Origin of the sequence: Rhizobium sullae (assembly GCF_900169785.1) — a bacterium.
In the GTDB taxonomy this organism is placed as follows: Bacteria; Pseudomonadota; Alphaproteobacteria; order Rhizobiales; family Rhizobiaceae; genus Rhizobium; species Rhizobium sullae.
In genome coordinates this window covers 211,428-228,814 of the sequence record NZ_FWER01000002.1, presented here as the reverse complement: position 1 = coordinate 228,814, position 17,387 = coordinate 211,428, and the positions used below count along the sequence as shown (strand labels likewise).

Annotated in this window: 17 protein-coding genes and 1 pseudogene; 6 read left to right on the top strand and 12 right to left on the bottom strand. The window is 63.0% G+C overall.

Going from position 1 to position 17,387, the window contains the following annotated elements:
• The 4 genes from BN1800_RS03000 to BN1800_RS02985 all read right to left on the bottom strand — a co-directional run bounded on the left by BN1800_RS03000 (position 1) and on the right by BN1800_RS02985 (position 3,138).
• The gene (locus tag BN1800_RS03000; RefSeq protein WP_086994260.1) at positions 1-846 is read right to left on the bottom strand and encodes an anti-sigma factor family protein; all 846 of its coding nucleotides are present in this window, start codon (positions 844-846) and stop codon (positions 1-3) included.
• A gap of 3 nt (positions 847-849) precedes the next feature.
• Positions 850-1,356: an RNA polymerase sigma factor gene (locus BN1800_RS02995; protein WP_086994257.1), complete on the bottom strand. Its 507-nt coding sequence runs from the start codon at positions 1,354-1,356 to the stop codon at positions 850-852.
• Positions 1,357-1,524: 168 nt separating this feature from the next.
• Entirely contained in the window at positions 1,525-2,085 is a 561-nt protein-coding gene (locus tag BN1800_RS02990) for a tetratricopeptide repeat protein (protein WP_027508336.1), read from the bottom strand.
• A gap of 144 nt (positions 2,086-2,229) precedes the next feature.
• Positions 2,230-3,138, bottom strand: a complete 909-nt coding sequence (locus BN1800_RS02985) for a metallophosphoesterase family protein (RefSeq protein ID WP_027508337.1) — start codon at positions 3,136-3,138, stop codon at positions 2,230-2,232.
• A gap of 71 nt (positions 3,139-3,209) precedes the next feature.
• On the opposite strand from BN1800_RS02985, the gene BN1800_RS02980 reads away from it, so the two are divergent.
• Positions 3,210-3,689, top strand: coding sequence for an NUDIX domain-containing protein (locus BN1800_RS02980; protein WP_027508338.1), 480 nt, complete (start codon positions 3,210-3,212; stop codon positions 3,687-3,689).
• A gap of 3 nt (positions 3,690-3,692) precedes the next feature.
• On the opposite strand, the gene BN1800_RS02975 is transcribed toward BN1800_RS02980, so the two are convergent.
• Positions 3,693-4,682, bottom strand: coding sequence for a glutathione S-transferase family protein (locus tag BN1800_RS02975; protein WP_086994254.1), 990 nt, complete (start codon positions 4,680-4,682; stop codon positions 3,693-3,695).
• 275 nt (positions 4,683-4,957) lie between these two features.
• Here BN1800_RS02975 and BN1800_RS02970 point away from each other — a divergent pair, with 275 nt between their 5' ends.
• Positions 4,958-5,458, top strand: coding sequence for a GNAT family N-acetyltransferase (locus BN1800_RS02970; protein WP_086994252.1), 501 nt, complete (start codon positions 4,958-4,960; stop codon positions 5,456-5,458).
• 73 nt (positions 5,459-5,531) lie between these two features.
• Positions 5,532-6,845, top strand: a complete 1,314-nt coding sequence (locus BN1800_RS02965; protein WP_086994248.1) for an MFS transporter — start codon at positions 5,532-5,534, stop codon at positions 6,843-6,845.
• Here the strand turns inward: BN1800_RS02965 and BN1800_RS02960 are convergent.
• From BN1800_RS02960 to BN1800_RS02940, 5 genes and pseudogenes are all read right to left on the bottom strand, one after another.
• A pseudogene (locus tag BN1800_RS02960) lies at positions 6,842-7,262 on the bottom strand (GNAT family N-acetyltransferase). The gene BN1800_RS02965 and the pseudogene BN1800_RS02960 sit on opposite strands and share 4 nt — an antisense overlap.
• 4 nt (positions 7,263-7,266) lie before the next feature.
• Positions 7,267-9,336 (bottom strand): membrane protein, encoded by a 2,070-nt coding sequence (locus tag BN1800_RS02955; RefSeq protein ID WP_027508343.1) that lies wholly within the window; start codon positions 9,334-9,336, stop codon positions 7,267-7,269.
• A gap of 1 nt (position 9,337) precedes the next feature.
• Positions 9,338-12,151 (bottom strand): DUF4159 domain-containing protein, encoded by a 2,814-nt coding sequence (locus tag BN1800_RS02950; RefSeq protein ID WP_086994246.1) that lies wholly within the window; start codon positions 12,149-12,151, stop codon positions 9,338-9,340.
• The gene (locus tag BN1800_RS02945; protein ID WP_027508345.1) at positions 12,148-13,068 is read right to left on the bottom strand and encodes a DUF58 domain-containing protein; all 921 of its coding nucleotides are present in this window, start codon (positions 13,066-13,068) and stop codon (positions 12,148-12,150) included. The genes BN1800_RS02950 and BN1800_RS02945 overlap by 4 nt, the downstream gene beginning before the upstream one ends.
• Positions 13,069-13,081: 13 nt before the next feature.
• The gene (locus tag BN1800_RS02940; RefSeq protein WP_027508346.1) at positions 13,082-14,092 is read right to left on the bottom strand and encodes an AAA family ATPase; all 1,011 of its coding nucleotides are present in this window, start codon (positions 14,090-14,092) and stop codon (positions 13,082-13,084) included.
• 158 nt (positions 14,093-14,250) lie between these two features.
• Here BN1800_RS02940 and BN1800_RS02935 point away from each other — a divergent pair, with 158 nt between their 5' ends.
• From BN1800_RS02935 to BN1800_RS02925, 3 genes are read left to right on the top strand one after another with little or no spacing between them, the layout of a single operon-like run.
• Positions 14,251-14,874: a DUF1285 domain-containing protein gene (locus tag BN1800_RS02935; RefSeq protein ID WP_086994501.1), complete on the top strand. Its 624-nt coding sequence runs from the start codon at positions 14,251-14,253 to the stop codon at positions 14,872-14,874.
• Positions 14,871-15,521: a CoA pyrophosphatase gene (locus BN1800_RS02930; protein ID WP_027508348.1), complete on the top strand. Its 651-nt coding sequence runs from the start codon at positions 14,871-14,873 to the stop codon at positions 15,519-15,521. Before BN1800_RS02935 ends, BN1800_RS02930 begins: the two co-directional genes overlap by 4 nt.
• Positions 15,518-16,771, top strand: coding sequence for a CCA tRNA nucleotidyltransferase (locus tag BN1800_RS02925; RefSeq protein WP_086994243.1), 1,254 nt, complete (start codon positions 15,518-15,520; stop codon positions 16,769-16,771). Before BN1800_RS02930 ends, BN1800_RS02925 begins: the two co-directional genes overlap by 4 nt.
• Here BN1800_RS02925 and BN1800_RS02920 read toward each other — a convergent pair whose 3' ends face one another.
• Both BN1800_RS02920 and BN1800_RS02915 read right to left on the bottom strand, forming a co-directional pair.
• Positions 16,772-16,957, bottom strand: coding sequence for a DUF1059 domain-containing protein (locus tag BN1800_RS02920; protein ID WP_086994240.1), 186 nt, complete (start codon positions 16,955-16,957; stop codon positions 16,772-16,774). It lies immediately after the preceding gene.
• A gap of 112 nt (positions 16,958-17,069) precedes the next feature.
• Positions 17,070-17,351, bottom strand: coding sequence for a hypothetical protein (locus BN1800_RS02915; RefSeq protein WP_027508351.1), 282 nt, complete (start codon positions 17,349-17,351; stop codon positions 17,070-17,072).
• Positions 17,352-17,387: the final 36 nt, after the last annotated feature.

The window sequence follows — 17,387 nt, the reverse complement described above, 5'->3', positions numbered from 1 at the left end:
TCAGATCGCGGTTGCGACTTCCATGGCGATCTGGCTGAGCGAGGCTTCGGCGGAAGGGCCTGCCAGAACGTAGGATGTGCCGGCATTGTGCCAGGTGATCAGGCCGATTTCGTCTCTGATCGTTTCCTTGAAGTCCTCGGACTCGGGTGGCTGGGGATCCTTGCGGAAGCAGATCGAGATGAGATCGCCATCAGCGCTCGTATAGACCAGCTGGCCGACCGGTTTTCCGTCGCCAAGAAGTACACGGGCGCCCTGAAAGGTCCAGCCGTCGGCGGACAGGTCAGGCACGCGGAAGGCGACGCCGACCGTTGACGTCAGCCAGTTGGAAATCTCCTCGGCCTGCGTCGAGGGAACCTCGACGATATGCCGTGGCTGGCGGATCATCAGGCGCTGGTAGGCGGTGATGTCGTTCAGCCAGTTCTTGCTGCCGGCGTTGTCATCCACGGCTTGCGTTGTGCCATTGCCCGTGGGAGCGCCGGGGCTTGTGCCGGCGAGATAGCCGATGCCGCAGCCGACGATGAAAAGGATGATCGCCGCGGCCAGCGCCTGCGTGCCGCTGGGCGCAAGCTTCATCGATGGGCGGCTGGTTCGCGGGGCGATCGGCGCCTTGGGCGGCTGAACGCTCTTGATCGAGCGCACGAGCGCCAGCGGAACCGGCTCTTTCAGAATATCGTCCAGTCGGTGGCGGCCGAAATCGGCGCCGTGACGCAACTTGTCGTAAAGCCGGCGTGCACCTTCGTCGGTGGCGAGACGCTGTTCCAGCTCATGCTTCTGCTCCGGCGTCGCTTCCCCGTCGAGAAGGGCGGTCAGCTGGGCGTCAAGCGTCAGTTTCTTGAAATCGGGCAAGGTTCAGTACCTGTGAGGATGGTCGTCGGCGAGGCTTGCGAAGTGCAACCGCGCCGCGGCGAGCTGCGCGGGCACGCTGCCATCCGATATGCCCATGATGTCGGCGGCCTGCTGATAGGTATGGCCTTCGACAGCGACGAGCAGGAAGACGCTCGAAATGCCCTCGGGCATTTCGGCGAGCATGCGGTGTATGGCATCCGTATCAGCGACGGCTGCGCGGTCGCGCACGGCATCGCGGATGTCCGTGACGTTGCCCTTTGAAGCCGGCCGCGCCTTGCGCTTGCGGCCATCGTCGCTCCATTGCTGGCGGGCGAGCGTGTAAATCCAGCTTTCGAGCCTGCCTTCGCCGCTCCATTGGTGGCTTTTCGCCACCGCGCGCTGACAGACCGCCTGCACCAGATCGTCGGCAGCTGCTGCATCGCCGGCAAGCGTCATCGCGAAGCGCCGCAGCCGCGGGAGCAGTCCCACCAGGTCGCGTCGGATATCGATGGTCGTTACAGGCTGACGCATAGTCTCATTTCATGAATGTGTTCGGGCGAAGCACCCAATGTGGGCTAAGCTTTTTATATCGTGGAAGTGACCTTTATGAAACAATTTTGCACTGCCGCGCAAGAAGAAGACGGCGCGGCCGAAGAATTCCCAAACGTTTTTCTATTGGACGCCGGCGCGGCTCCCGTTTCAATAGGTCCGGTAGCCGTTCAGGCTCTGCAATAGCGCCCGGTAAGCCCAAGTGTTCTCGCCGCCGCGGTCCCGGATTTCGACGAGCTGGACGCGGGCGCCTTGGATGTCTCCTTCTTCGACCAGGGCTTGGCCCATATATGACCGCGCGAGAATGTAGTTCCCATCGGCCTGCAGTGCCTTGCGGTAATACGACATTCCGAGCTCGGTCCGGCCGGCCTTGCGGTTTGCGTAGCCGAGATAGTTCAGGATGCGCGGATCCTTCTGATTCCTGGCGAGATTCAGGACGGTGATGGCGTTCTCATACTGGCCGGCATAGGCGAATTCGCGCGCAGCCTTGAAGAGGTCATCGTCGTTGAAGCTGCTCTTCTTCGGCGCGACGCATTCCTTCTTCTTCTTGTCCCACACCTTGCCGTCGGCGCATTTCGTGGTGGTTTCGGTCTTCGGAGGTGGTTTGGTCTCGTCGCTTTCGTCACCGACAGCGAAGGCCGGTGCCGAGAGCCCGGCTGCAAGACCGAAGGCGAGGATGAGACGGCAGATGCGGTTTGCTGCGGTGCGCATGGATTGCTCCTGGTCGGCGGCAGTTGCGGCCGGATTGTACCGCGGGATTTGGAAATACCAAGGGGAGAAGCATCGCGCAGCGGAAAATCGTGACGGCTTCAGAAAATGATTCAAGAGGCGGCGAAACCGATTCCGCTTTCCTGTCTAAAGCTTGAAAATATCGACACTTTCCGGCGTGACGCCGTCACCCATATCGTTCAAGCTGAAGCGCTCGCCCTGCAGTTCCCAGGCGCCCGGCGAACCGTCGATGCTGAAGAGATTATAGGCGGCGCGGGGCTTCAGGCCGCCCGGTCCCTGCGAGGCGGAGGCGATGCCGACTACAGGCACGGGGCTGGTCTGACCGCGCAGCCAGTGGAGCGTATTGAGGTGCGTATGGCCGTGGAGCACGAGTTCTGCCCCGCCGGTCGAGACGACGGCGGCGAAGCGGCGGATGCCGATCATCCGCTTGTAGAAGGCGGTCGCGCCGCGGATCGGCGGATGATGGATCATGACGACGCGGAAGAGGCCTGCCTCGCCGGCCGCGCGCAGCATGTTGACGGTCTCGCGGGCCTGCCGTTGGCTGAAGAAGCCGCTGGCGGCAAAAGGCGGCGTGGCGACGGCCGTCGAGCAGCCGACGAGCGCGACTTTGCCGCGGACGCGGAGATAGGGAAAGATGTGCTTGTCTTCCTCCCATTCAACTGGGGCGAGATCGCCGCGCACATAGTCATACCAGGCGCGCATGGATTTTTCGTAAGCGCCCGGCACATAGGCGTCGTGGTTGCCGGGAACCACGGAGGTTTCGGCTGGCTCTCCGAGCGCGCGCAGCCAGGCGGCGGCGGAGCGGATCTCGATGCCGCTTGCAAGGTTCACCAGGTCGCCGGTCACCGCGAGGTGGTCCGCATGGCGCGCGCGGATATCGTCCAACAGCAGATCCAGCGTGCCGCCGAAAAGATGCTTGCGCCTATGGCGATGCCAGTTCACAAAGCCGGTGATGCGCTTCGAGAAAAGCTCGCGGAATGAAAGATTGGGAAGCGGACCGAGGTGGATATCCGAGATATGCGCGAGCTTGAACATGCTACGACACATAGACCAGGATAGTTACAAATCAAACACATCCGATTGAACGAAATAGTGAAAACAGAACCATGACGACCAAGGAAATCAGGCCCTGGCAATCCAAGCTGCTGATGCGGATCGTGCATGGTTATTTCGCGCTCGCACGCGGCATGACGATGGGTGTGCGGGCCGCCTGCTTCGATTCGTCGGGGCGGATTTTCCTGGTGCGTCACAGCTATATTCCCGGTTGGCATATGCCGGGCGGCGGGCTCGAGCGCAACGAGACGGCAGAAGAGGCTCTGATCAAGGAACTGCGCGAGGAGGGCAACCTCAGGATCATCGGCAGGCCGCAGCTCTTCCATGTCTATTTCAACGCATCGGCGAGCCGGCGCGACCATGTGGTCTTCTATCGTGCCGAGGTCGAGCAGACGGCGCCGCGCAAGCCGGACATGGAGATCGTCGAATGCGGTTTCTTCGCGCTCGACGATCTGCCGGAGGGTGCGACCGCGGCGACGAGGCGGAGGCTCCGCGAACTGAGTGGCGAAGAGCCCGCCGCTCACTACTGGTAGGATTCAGGCCGCAGCGGCAAGCTTGGCGCGCCCGTGCGCGCCGTCGAGGTCGAGCGCCGGTCCGACCGGCACCACACCCGTCGGGTTGATCGTCTTGTGGCTGCGGTAATAGTGCTGCTTGATGTGGTGGAGGTTCACCGTCTCCTTGACGCCCGGCGTCTGGTAGAGATCGCGCAGGTAGCCCGAAAGGTTCTTGTAGTCTTCGATGCGGCGGATGTTGCATTTGAAGTGGCCGACATAGACGGCATCGAAGCGCGCCAGCGTCGTGAACAGGCGCCAGTCCGCTTCCGTCAGCCGGTCGCCGAAGAGGTAGCGGGTCTTGCCGAGGCGCTCGTCCAGCATGTCCAGCGTTTCGAAAATCTTGACGACATTTTCTTCGTAGGCCTCCTGCGTCGTTGCAAAACCGGCCTTGTAGACGCCGTTGTTGACAGTGTCGTAGACGATTGCGTTCAGCGCATCGATATCGGCGCGAAGATCGACGGGATAGAAATCCATTTTCGAATCCGTCAGGCCGTCGAAGGCGCTGTTGAACATGCGGATGATCTCGGCCGATTCATTGTTGACGATCGTGCCGGTCTTCTTGTCCCAGAGCACGGGAACTGTGACGCGGCCGGAATAATGCGGGTCGGCCTTCACGTAGATCTCCCAGAGGGTCTTTGCTCCGTAAAGATGATCGCCGGTAGCGCCGTCGCCGGATTTGAATTCCCAGCCGTTCTCGGCCATCAGGGGATCGACCACGGAGACGGAGATGATGTTCTCAAGCGTCTTCAGCTTGCGAAAGATCAGCGTACGGTGTGCCCAGGGGCAGGCGAGCGACACATAGAGATGATAACGGTCCGCCTCGGCCTTGAAGCCGCCGATGCCTGTCGGGCCGGCCTCTCCATCGGCCGTGATCCAGTTGCGGAACTGCGAGGCCGCGCGCTTGAAGTGGCCCTTCGTTTCCTTCGTATCGTACCAGACGTCCTGCCAGACGCCGTCAACCAGAATGCCCATGGTGTGCTTCCTTCAAATTCGTCGTTGGCGGCAACATATCGCAGGCGGCCCTTCTTTGCAGGGTGCAAACGCTGAACAGTGCGTCCTGCAGTTTTTCGACGGCCGCATTTTGCGTTGGACGGGGGGAATTTTTCCTGCTATCGGCCTTTTCACATTTTCTCAGGATCCGACTTGATGCCCGCAACCAGAAACCTGCGACGACGCTGATGCTCCCGAACGCCTGAACGGCGTGCTCGAGAATCCATCACTTCCGTCTATCCGGTTTCTGTCTCATCATGCACAAGCACGATCTGGTCTACCTCACCGAGGATGCGTCTCACGACGCGGCTATCGAACACATCAACGAAGAAGCATTCGGCCCCGGCCGGCATACGCGTGCCGCGGCCCGCATCCGCGAACAGGGACCGCACGATCTGTCGCTCTCCTTCATCTGCACCGATGATGGCGAAACGATCGCTTCCGTCAGAATGACGCCGGTCATGGCGGGCGAGGTGAAGGGGCACCTGCTCGGGCCGCTCGCTGTCCGGCCATCGCACAAGAATATGGGCATCGGGCGCGAACTCGTGCGGATCGCGGTGGAGGCGGCAAGGAGCAAGGGCTCCGAGGCCGTCATCCTCGTCGGCGATCCGCCTTACTATCGCCCGCTCGGCTTCGAGAGGGTCGCCTACAACGCGCTCGCCTTTCCGGGTCCGGTCGATCCCGCCCGCGTTCTCGCCGTTCCGATTGCCGAAGATGCGCATCAGCGTCTCAAGGGTATAATCGGCTGGCGTGCATAGGCCATATGTTCTATCGCTGATTACCCCGGAACCTCACTTGGCGCGAGATTTCGGCAGCTTGGTGGAGGGCGATATGAGTGGAATTTCGATGGACGAGGCGCTGGATCGCGCCGGGACAGGCGCCTTTCAGCGGGGGCTGATGGCGATTTTTGGGCTTGTATGGGCGGCCGACGCCATGCAGGTGCTCGCCGTCGGCTTTACGGCCGCTTCGATCGCCGCCACGTTCCAGCTGACGGTCCCGCAGGCGCTGCAGACCGGCACGCTTTTCTTCCTCGGCATGCTGATCGGTGCCGTCGTTTTCGGTCGGCTTGCCGACAAGGTGGGTCGACGCTCCGTGCTGATCCTGACGGTCGGCTGCGATGCCTTGTTCGGCACGCTTTCGATCTTTGCGCCGGATTTCACCAGCCTGCTCGTTTTGCGTTTCCTGACGGGGATGGCGGTTGGCGGCACGTTGCCGGTCGATTATGCGATGATGGCGGAGTTCCTGCCGGCAAAGAACCGCGGCCGCTGGCTCGTCGTGCTCGAAGGCTTCTGGGCGGTCGGCACGCTGATCGTCGCGCTTGCCGCATGGGCTGCGAGCGTCGCCGGCGTTGCCGATGCGTGGCGCTACATCTTCGCCGTGACGGCGTTGCCTGCCATCCTTGGCATCGGGCTCCGTTTCTTCGTACCGGAATCGCCGCTCTATCTGTTGCGGACCGGCCATACGGAAGAAGCCAAGGCGATCGTCAACCGCATGCTAAAGCGCAACGGCAGGCCGCAGCTTGCCGCCGCCGAGCAGATTGTGCCGGTTACGCATGCGGCTTCGGAAGGCATCTTCTCCGCCTCGCTTCGCCGCCGTAGCCTGATGATCCTGGCGATATGGTTCCTCGTCTCGGTGTCCTATTACGGCGTGTTCACCTGGATGCCCGCCAGGCTTGCCGGCGAGGGCTTCGGTTTCGTGCGCGGCTACGGCTTTCTCGTCTTCGTGGCGCTCGCCCAAATACCGGGCTATGCGCTTGCTGCCTATGGCGTCGAAAAGTGGGGACGGCGGCCGACGCTGATCGGCTTCTGCCTGCTTTCGGCGGCGGGATGCCTGCTCTTCGTGCTTTCGCCGGACGATACGTTGATCGGTGCATCGCTGCTGATCATGAGTTTCGCACTGCTCGGTACCTGGGGCGCGCTCTACGCCTATACGCCGGAGCTTTACCCGACGGGATCGCGCGCCACCGGGATGGGAGCCGCAGGCGCAATGGCCCGGCTCGGCGGGCTTGCCGCACCGTCGCTGATGGCATTCGTCGTGTCGCTGGGGCTCGGCGTCGCCATCGGGCTGTTTGCAGCGCTGCTGGTCATCGCTGCCATCGCAGCGCTGGTGATCGATGCGGAAACACGGCGAGTCTCGCTCGCCTAACCAAGGTTCTTGCGCAGGAAGCTCCGTGTCCGGCCTTTCGGAAACTGCGGCAGTTCGCCGAAGATTTCATAGCCCGCCTGCGGGTAGGTGTGCAGCGCCTGCGGATTGAACGTATCGATCCATGCGCCGTGGCAGCCGCGGGGCTTTTGCCTCTTCCTCTGCCGCAGCGAGGATCTTTCCGGCCATGCCTTTGCCGCGCTGGGTTTCCGGAATGTAGAGGGTCTGCGTAAAGAGCCAGCCCCATGCGGTGTAGCCCGAAAGTCCACCTGTCACCTTGCCGTCGGTATCGCGGATGAGGACGGCGAGCGGCTTGCGTTCCCAAGCGCCGACATCCTCCGTGTTGAAGGCGTTGAGCGCATCCTGGATGATGGCAAGGTCTTCTGGGGAGGGCGATGCTGTCAGCTCGAATTCCGGCATGGCGTCACCGTCCTTCGCGCCACCACATGGCGCCAAAGGCGAGCAGCAGCACGCCGACGCCGGCAAAACCGGCAAAGAGCGGCAAGGTGTTGATGCCCTTCAGAACTGTCTCGTTAGTCAGCTTGATCTGCATGCGATCGTTGTCGACCACGCGGATCTGGCCGCGAACCGGCAGGATCGGCGGCACCTCGACAGCGCCATTAGTATCTGAAACGCGGGTGACAAGGCCGCGTGTCTTGTCGGAAATCGGCTTCAGCACGTCCGTCGTCGAGATCATCGCCTTGAATTCGGGCGCATCGACGGCACCGACATGGACGAGCGTCGTCAGGTCGCCGTTGCGGATTTCGAAGAGGCCGATCTCATCCATCTTCTTCTCGGCCTTGAAGAGACCGGGCTCGGATTGCGCCAGCGGAAGGTTTTCCATCTTGCCTGACGGATATCGGACCGTAGCCTCGCCCGGATTGTCGCCGATCGTCTGGCGGGTAACCTCCAGCGTGCGGCCTGAGGCGCGTGCCGTCAGCGCTTCCTCCTCCAGCGCCGGTTCCTTCATCAGCCAATGCGCGATGCGGCGGTAGAGCGAGACATGCGGGCCGCCGCCCTCGAAGCCGCGGGCCCAGAGCCAGCCCTGGTCGGAGAGCAGCATGGCGACGCGCCCCTGGCCGGCGCGGTTCAAAAGCAGCAGCGGATGATTGTCGGCGCCGACCATCACCGTCTGGCCATGCGGAGAGGCGACATCGACGCTGCGGAACCAGCGGCCCCAATGCGGCGGCTCATCAACGGAGCCGTCGAGGCCGCGGGTGACGGGATGCTTGCGGCCCTCCTCGGAAAGGCGGGGATAGAAGGCCTTGTCGATCATCTGGCCGGTCGGCTCGGCGGGAAGAACGGCCGAAAGCGGCGTCAGCGCGATCGAATCCTGGCCGGCATGTTCGGGACCCGCGGCGATCAGCAGCGCGCCGCCGTTTTCGACATATTGGGCGATGTAGTCGTAGTAAAGGATCGGCAGCACGCCGCGGTGCTGGTACCGATCGAAGATGATCAAGTCGAAGTCTTTGATCTTGTCGACGAAAAGCTCGCGCGTCGGGAAGGCGATCAGCGAAAGCTCGTTGATCGGCGTGCCGTCCTGCTTTTCGGGCGGGCGCAGAATGGTGAAATGGACGAGATCGACCGAGGCGTCGGACTTCAGGAGATTGCGCCAGGCGCGCTCGCCGGCATGCGGTTCGCCGGAGACCAGAAGCACGCGCAGGTTCTCACGGATACCATCGATGACATGAACGGCGCGGTTGTTTGCCTCGGTCACTTCGCCGGGGAAACCAGCCACCGAGAATTCCAGCACGTTGCTGCCGCCGCGCGGGACCCTGAAGGAAAACGGCGTATCCTGACCCGGCGTCGCCTGCATCGTGGCGATCACGTCGCCGTTCAGCTTCACGGTGACATCGGCCGCGCTGCCGGGGCTCGGGCCGTCGTCGAAGACGCGCAGGACCAGTTGCTGCTCTTCATTGACGATGCCGAAGCGCGGCGCCTTGATCACCTCGATGCGGCGGTCGAATTCGTTGGCCTTACCGGTAATCAGGCCGTGGACCGGCGCTTCGAAGCCGAGCGCCTGAGTGACGCCCGGCGCGTCATGCACTTCGCCGTCCGTCAGCATGATCGCGCCGCCGATGCGGGCAGGAGGCACGTCGGCAACGGCAGCCGAAAGCGCGGTGAAGAGGCGTGTGGACGGCGTATCAGAATCTTCCGGCTCGGTCGCATCGACATAGCGAGGTTCGATGTTCGGGAAGCGCGAGAGGCGATCCTTCAGCTGCGCCAGCGCCTCGTCGGTCATCTTGATGCGTTCCGGCGTCTGCTGGCTCTGGCTGCGGTCGACGATGACGGGAACGACCGTCGAAAGCTGCTCGCGGTCTTCCTGCATGAGCAGCGGATTGGCGAGCGCTGCCAGCAATGCGAAGGCGGCGAGCGTGCGGATCCAGGCGCCGCGGATGCCGCGCCAGATGGCGAAGGCGGCGACAACGGCGACCACGGCCGCAAGCGCCGCAAGAACCGGCCAGGGAATGAAGGGCGAGAAATCAACCGTCATGTCACTGTCCCAGCCGTTCGAGGAGCGCGGGGATGTGGACCTGATCGGTCTTGTAGTTGCCCGTCAGCATATACATCATGATGTTGACGCCGGCGCGATAGGAGTATTCGCGCTGCATTTCATCCGGCGGAACTGTCGGCAGCATTGGTGAACCGTTCTGATCGACCGCCCAGGCCCCGGCCAAATCGTTGCCGGTGATCAGGATCGGCGAAACGCCGTCGGCCGAGGCGGTGGATTTGGCGTCCGACGCGCGGTCGTCCTGTCGCGACTCGATCCACAGAGGGCTTCCGGAATAGCGGCCCGGGAAGCTGGAGAGCAGGTAGAAGGACTTCGTCAGCACGTGGTCCGAAGGAACCGGCTCCAGTGGAGGGATGTCGAGATTGGCGAGGATCTGCTGCAGACGCTCGCCATTGGCGCTCGACGCACCGCCATTATTGTCCAGCGAGGCGAACTGGTCTCGCGTATCGAAAAGTACCGTTCCGCCGGCGCGCATATAGGCGTCGATGCGGTTAATCGCAGCCGCAGACGGCATCGGCGCGGAGGCCGAAACCGGCCAATAGATGATCGGATAGAAGGACAGCTCGTCCTTCGTCAGATCAAGGCCGACGGGTGGCGCCGGTTCTAGTGTCGTGCGGAAGGTCAGGAACTCGGTCAGGCCTTCAAGGCCATGCTCGGAAATATTGTCGACGTCCTGCTCGCCGGTGACGACATAGGCGAGGTGAGTATTGTCCAGTCGCTGGAATATCTGGTCGTCGCCGGGCTTGGAATCGTCGGCGCGCAATTGCGACGGCTGCAGGAAGAAGGCCGCACCGACGGCAACTGCGATGATCGCCGCAGGACGCGCGGCCGAACGCAACCGGGAGAAGGCGCCGCCCATGAACATCACGATGAGGCTGTCCGCCAGGAGCAAAAGGAAGGCGATGAGGAAGAGAGTGGGCTTGGCGGACCAGGTTTCACCGCCGATCAGGCCTTCGCGCAGGACATTGATGCCAGCCGTGTCGAGCGGCCTCAGCTCGGCGTTATTCGGTAATACGTTCAATGCGGTAAAGCCGTCTTCTGAACCATAGAGTCCGGGCGGATTGTCGAAATTGGAAACGGGCTCGGCCTTTGCGTTCGGGATCAGCGGCCGCGCAGTGCCGGTCTCCGTCGTCAGCACGCCCTTCGCGGTCAGCAGGCGGAAGGGCGGCAGGGCTTCGGCGGTCGTTGCAGCACCGGCCTCGGAGGTTACGCCGCCCGAGCGGGAGAGTTGAACGATGCGACGCAGCATCTCGACGAAATTGCCGGAGATCGGCAGGTTGGACCAGGTCGCCTCGGCGCTGACATGGAAGAGCACGATACGGCCGGCATTGATCGGCTTGGTCGTTACCAGCGGCGTGCCGTCGGCAAGGCTTGCCCAGGTGCGCTCGGCAAGATCGGGCGTCGGCTCGGCCAGAACCTGGCGCTTGACGGTCACATCTGTCGGTTTGGCCATGCCGGCGAAAGGACCGAAATTCGGGAAATCCGCGAGCGGCTGCGGCTCGGCCCAGGAGAGCGCGCCGCCAAGCGCACGCTCGCCCTGGCGCAACGTCACCGGCACCAGCGGGTCATCCGCCGGCGCGGCGGCAAGGCGCGGACCGGCGAAGCGGATCAGCGTGCCGCCATTGGCGATCCAGCGCTGCATCGGCTCATAGGTCTCCTGCGGCAGCCGGCCGATATCGGCCATGATGATGACGGACGGGTTCTGCGACAGCAGGTCGGGAATGGAGGCCGCGAGATCCGGTGTATTCGGCTGGATCAGATCGGCATAAGGCTGCAATGCGCGCTGAATGTAATAGAGAGGCGAAAGCAGCGGCTGGAATTCATCGCCCGCTTCGCCGGAAAGCAGCACCACGCGGCGGCGCTTGAAGCCATCGTCGAGCAGATGGACCGAGCCTGCCGTGGCATGATTGTCGATGCTGACGCGCGCGAAATCGTTGCGCATCTCGAAGGGGGCGGGAATCGAGCCTGAGGCAACAGACTGTCCGGGCTGGAAATCGACCGTGCCTGCGGCAATCGCGCGGCCCTGGGCATCCTGCGCCGTCAGCGGCAGCGAGGCAGCGCCCGTGCTGTCAACGCGCGTCGCTGTCACGCTCATGGCGTCTGCGGCATTCGTGGCACCGGTGATCGCGACCGTTCGTGTGGCATCGCCTTCGATGAGACGGAGCTCGGCAGGCTGCAGGTCGGCGAGTTGGCGGACGGTGGCATCGTCTTCCTTGGCGGCAACGCCATCAGAAAGGAAGGCGAGGGTGCCGGGTTTCGTGCCGTTGAGGGCCGCGCGCAATGCCTCGAAGGCGCGTTCGCGATCCGGAACGAGCGGCTGCGGCTCGGCGGCGCGCAGCATATCGCGGGCTGCTGTCGCGGTGCCCGGCACGGCATTGTTGGTCGGATCGGCCGCAAAGGCGACCGCGACGGGCGTGCCCGCGGATTCGGCATCGTCGATCAGCGCTTCGGCGGTCTGCACGCGGCGTTCCCAATCCGGCGACGTCGCCCAGCCGTTGTCGACGAAGAGCACCAGCGGGCCGCCTGCGGCGAGCGAACTGGTACGCGGATTGAAGACCGGGTCGGCAATGGCGAGGATCACGGCAGCGGCCAGCAGCATACGCAGCAGCGTCAGCCACCAAGGGCTTTGGGCAGGTGTTTCCTCACGCTTCAGCACGGCCGCCAGAATCTTCAGCGGCGGGAAGACTTCGGACTTCGGACGCGGCGGCGTGAGCCGCAGCAGCCACCAGATGACCGGCAGGGCGACAAGCGCGCCGAGGATTGCAGGATAGGCGAAAGCAAAGGGAAGGGTGCTCATAACAGCCCTCCATGCGTCGCCTTGGCCGGCATGCCGGAAAGATACATGTGCACGGCGACCAGCGCTTCGGATGCCAGGTGATCGGTGCGATGGGTGACGAACGTCCAGCCGAGGTGGCGAAGCGACTGGCCGAGATCGTCCCGGCGTGCCAGATAAGCGCGGCCATAGGCTTCGCGGATGTTTTCCGCACGGCCGGACACGAGCTTCGAACCGGTTTCCGGATCGGTGAATTCGGTGCGGCCGGTGTAAGGAAAAAGCTCCTCGGCGGGATCGGCGATCTCGACCATATGGCCGCGAAGGCCGCGGCGGGCAAGCGGGGTGATGCGGGCCATGATCGCCGGTGCATCGTCTAGGAAGTCGCCGATGAGCACGAGATCGCTCCAGCCGCGGATCATGGCGATTTCCGGTAGTCCGCCGGGCAGCGGCGCATGCATCAGCGCGGTCGCAAGCCGCTCGGCGGCGTTGCGGGCGGCGACCGGTTCCATGACGCCGGGGCAGCCGATGCGTTCGCCGGAGCGCGCCAGGATTTCAGCGAGCGCCAGCATGATGACGAGCGCGCGGCCTTCCTTCGAGACGCTGCCGAAGGTCGACTTGTACATCATCGAGGGCGACATGTCGGCCCAGAGCCAGATGGTGTGGGCGGCTTCCCATTCGCGCTCGCGGACATAGGTATGGTCGTCGCGGGCAGAACGGCGCCAGTCGATGCGCGACAGGCTTTCCCCTTCGGTATAGGGGCGGAATTGCCAGAAGTTCTCACCGATGCCGCGCTTGCGGCGGCCGTGCCAGCCGGCAATCACGTTGTTGGCGATGCGCTTGGCTTCGACCAGGCAGTCCGGCACCAGGGAAGCCCGCTGCCTTGCGCGGGCAAGGGCATCGCTGCCAGGGGTCGGATTGACGATCTGTCCGATAGATGCCACGCGTCCGGATTCCTTATCCTTTGGCCTGCTTGACGAGGCCGGCGATGACATCGCGGACCGACATGCCCTCGGCGCGGGCAGCGAAGGTGAGCGCCATGCGGTGTTCGAGAACGGGTTCGGCAAGCGCATGGATATCATCGAGCGACGGCGCGAGCCGACCTTCGTAGAGGGCACGGGCGCGGGCGCAGAGCATCATGGCTTGGCCGGCGCGCGGGCCGGGCCCCCAGGCGACATTCTTGTCGGTCGCGGCGTTGCCCTGGCCAGGGCGGGCGGAGCGCACGAGATCGAGGATCGCGTCGACCACCTTGTCGCTCACCGGCATCTGGCGGATGAGCCTCTGGATTTCCATCAGCCGCCCGGCATCGAGGACGGCTTGCGGCTTCGTTTCGCTGATACCGGTCGTTTCCAGCAGGATCTGGCGTTCGGCGGCAAGCTCCGGATAGTGCACGTCCACCTGCAGCAGGAAGCGGTCGAGCTGGGCTTCCGGCAACGGGTAGGTACCTTCCTGCTCCAGCGGGTTCTGGGTCGCGAGAACGTGGAACGGCGTCGGCAGGTCGTAGCGCTGGCCGGCGATGGTGACGTGATACTCCTGCATCGACTGCAGCAGCGCCGACTGCGTGCGCGGCGAGGCGCGGTTGATCTCGTCGGCCATCAACAGCTGGGCGAAGACCGGGCCCTTGACGAAGCGGAAGGAGCGGCGGCCGTTCTCGTCCTGGTCCATCACTTCGGAGCCCAAGATGTCGGACGGCATCAGGTCCGGCGTGAACTGGATGCGGTTGGCGCCGAGGCCCAGCACTTCTCCGAGCGTGGTCACCAGCTTGGTCTTTGCAAGGCCGGGAACGCCGACCAGAAGCGCATGGCCACCGGAAAGGACGGCGAGCAGGGTGTTTTCGACGACGCTTTCCTGGCCGAAGATCACCTTCGAGACTTCTTCGCGAATAAGGGCGATATCGGCGAGCGCCTTTTCCGCAGCGGCGATGACTTCCCGTTCATCGAGGCTGTCTTCGGTCTTCATCATACCCATCAGGTATCTCCAACGGCTGAATCATTCGTCGCGAATCGGCGGATTTACGCCTCTGGCCCGTACCCTATAGAGTTATGGAGATGTTGCGGGCTGACAAGTTCGTTCCAAATGACTATCTCGTGACTACCCTTTCGTTAAAAGCAAACCGGGACAGAAGAATGGCAGCGCAAGAGATAAGAGCGAGCGAAGATGCCGCAGGGCTTGCCGCGCTGATTTCGCGTGCTGCGGGCGAAGACGGAGGCAAAAAGCGCGGACTTCCGCCCGTCGAGAAATGGAATCCGCCGTTTTGCGGCGATATCGACATGGAAATCCGCGCCGACGGCACCTGGTTCTACATGGGAACGCCGATCGGCCGCGCGCCCTTGGTTCGCCTGTTTTCGACCGTCCTGCGCAAGGACGAGGACGGAAAGACCTATCTCGTAACTCCTGTGGAAAAAGTCGGGATCCAGGTCGCCGACGCGCCGTTCGTCGCAGTCGAGATGATCGCTACGAATCGCGGCGGTCAGCAGGTGCTGACATTCCGCACCAATACCGGCGATGTCGTCGAAGCCGGCAAGGAGCATCCGTTGCGTTTCGTGATCCATGGCGCAAACCGCGAACTGAAGCCCTATCTGCATGTGCGCGGGCGTCTCGAGGCCTTAGTATCGCGTGCCGTGATGTACGAGCTGGCGGACGTCGGCGAGATTGCCGACATGGAGGGCAAGGAGATGTTCTGCGTCCGCTCCGGCGGTTCGCTCTTTCCCATCATGCCGGCCGACGAACTGGATGCGCTTTCCCGATGAGCAATACCCTGAACCAGCGTTATCCACTTTATTCCGCCGCCGAATTCCGCCGCCGGGCGCTCAATCAGAGCGGCGGGCCGGTCGATCATTCCTGGCGGGATCACGGTGATCACGTCCTCAATCCGGATATCGTCACGATGGTCGAGGGCTTCCGTCTACGCGACGCCGCGGTCCTCGTGCCGGTGGTCGACGACGGCGACCAGGCGCGGGTGATCTTCACCAAGCGCACGACAAACCTGCGCAAGCATTCCGGGCAGATATCTTTTCCGGGCGGGGCGATCGACTCTACGGACATTTCTCCGGAGATGGCAGCTCTACGGGAAACGCAGGAGGAGATCGGCATTGCCGGCTCCTTCGTGGAGACGGTCGGCCGCCTGCCGCATTATCTCGCCGCCACCGGCTTTCGCATCACGCCGGTGCTTGGCATCGTTAAGCGGGGTTTCGAGCTAAAGCTCAATCCGCGAGAAGTCGACGATGTCTTCGAGGTGCCGCTATCGTTCCTGATGAATCCGGACAACCACACCCGCGACAGGCGCGTTGTCGAAGGCATCGACCGGCATTTTTACCGCATGCCCTATGAAAGCTGGATGATCTGGGGCATCACCGCGGGCATTGTTCGCACCCTTTACGAGAGGCTTTATGTATGACCAGCCTTGCTGATGAAGCATGGTTCCAAGATCTCCGCCTTCAGCGCGTCTTCGCGCTCTTGAATGCGGACGGCGGCGAAGGGCGCGTCGTAGGCGGCGCCGTGCGCAACAGCCTGATGGGGATCCCGGTCAGCGATATCGACGTCGCGACGACGCTGACGCCGGACACCGTGACGCAACGGGCGAAAGCAGACGGCATCAAGGCGATCCCGACCGGCGTCGAGCATGGCACGGTGACGCTCGTGATCGAAGGAAAGCCGTTCGAAGTGACGACGCTGCGCACCGACGTCGAAACTGACGGGCGCCGCGCCAAGGTCGCCTTCAGTACTAATTGGCAGGCGGATGCGGAGCGACGCGACTTTACGATCAATGCGCTTTACATGAATTCCAAGGGCGAAGTGGTCGATCTCGTCGGCGGGCTTGCCGATATCGAGAAACGCAATATCCGTTTCATCGGCGATGCGACCGCGCGGATCGCCGAAGACTATCTGCGCATCCTGCGGTTCTTCCGCTTTTTTGCTCATTACGGCTCCGGCCGGCCTGACGCGGAAGGACTGCGGGCCTGTTCGGCGGCACGCTCGAAACTCAGCACCCTTTCATCCGAAAGGGTCTGGTCCGAACTTCGCAAGCTGCTTGCTGCCGAAGACCCGGGCAGGGCGCTGCTCTGGATGCGGCAGGTCGCGGTGCTCAGCGAGGTTCTGCCGGAGACCGAGAAATGGGGCATAGACGCCATTCCGGCGTTGGTTGCGACAGAAAAGGCGCTCAGCTGGAAGCCCGACCCGCTCCTGCGGCTTGCTTCGATCGTTCCGCCCGATGCCGAACGGCTGGAGAGGATGGCAGTCCGCCTGAGATTTTCGAATGCCGAAGCGGCCTATTTCAGGGCCTGGGCGGCGGCCCGCCCGGTCGATGACGAAATGTCTGCCGCGGCCTTCGACCGGCTGCTCTATCGCAACGGAGCTGAAGGCATCGCCACGCGCCTGAAGCTCGCGCTCGCCGTTGCCCGCGGCAAGGCGGAAGGCAATATGGAGGAGATGAGCCGATCGGCCAGGCTCGGCAAGCTGCTGGCCCAGGCACTCGCGTGGAGGAAGCCGAAATTTCCGATCGGCGGCGGCGATGTCATTTCCACCGGAATCCCGGCAGGTCCACGTGTCGGCGAGACGCTTGCGAAACTCGAGAGCCAATGGGTGGACGAGAATTTTGCCGCCGACCGGGCGGCGCTGCTCGCCCGGCTGAATGAACTTTCGAAGTGATCAGGCCGCGGTCGCTTCGTCGCGGATGCGGGCCTTGATGTTGTCGATCATGTTCTCGCGAATGACCGTTTCACCATGGGCGGACTTCAAATGCTCGACCACGCGGCGGACGACCTCGGCGTCTTCATCGGCGCGTGTATGCCAAGCGCAGCCCGGTACGAGCGTACCGCATTCGAAAAGTCGCATTGTCTAACTCCTTTGTCCGGAACATGACGGAATAATCGCGCTGACACGCGTTTCTCTTCAATGTGCTAAACGGGGAGAAGGTTCCGGCCGATGATGCACATCGGCCGGCAAGTCACCTGCGATATTCCGGCATCGCCCAAGCACGGAAGCACTCGGACGACTGGTACGGGGCATTCGAATTTGCACTTTCTCGTGCCTGTCCCCGCAGTTCTTCGGGCGATTTTCCGGCAGCGAGCTGCAACTTCACCTGTTCGATGAAGCAGGACAGGGGCAGATCGGAGCCGCTCGTTGCTCGCATTTCTTCGGCGATGCGGTTCAGGAAGTCCGGGGTATCGATTGCACGGGATGCCTCCCGAACATCCGAAGGCGCCGGCGAACCGCTCTGTATCATCATGACAATCCTCCTCCGATTGTTAGGCAACACAAGCTC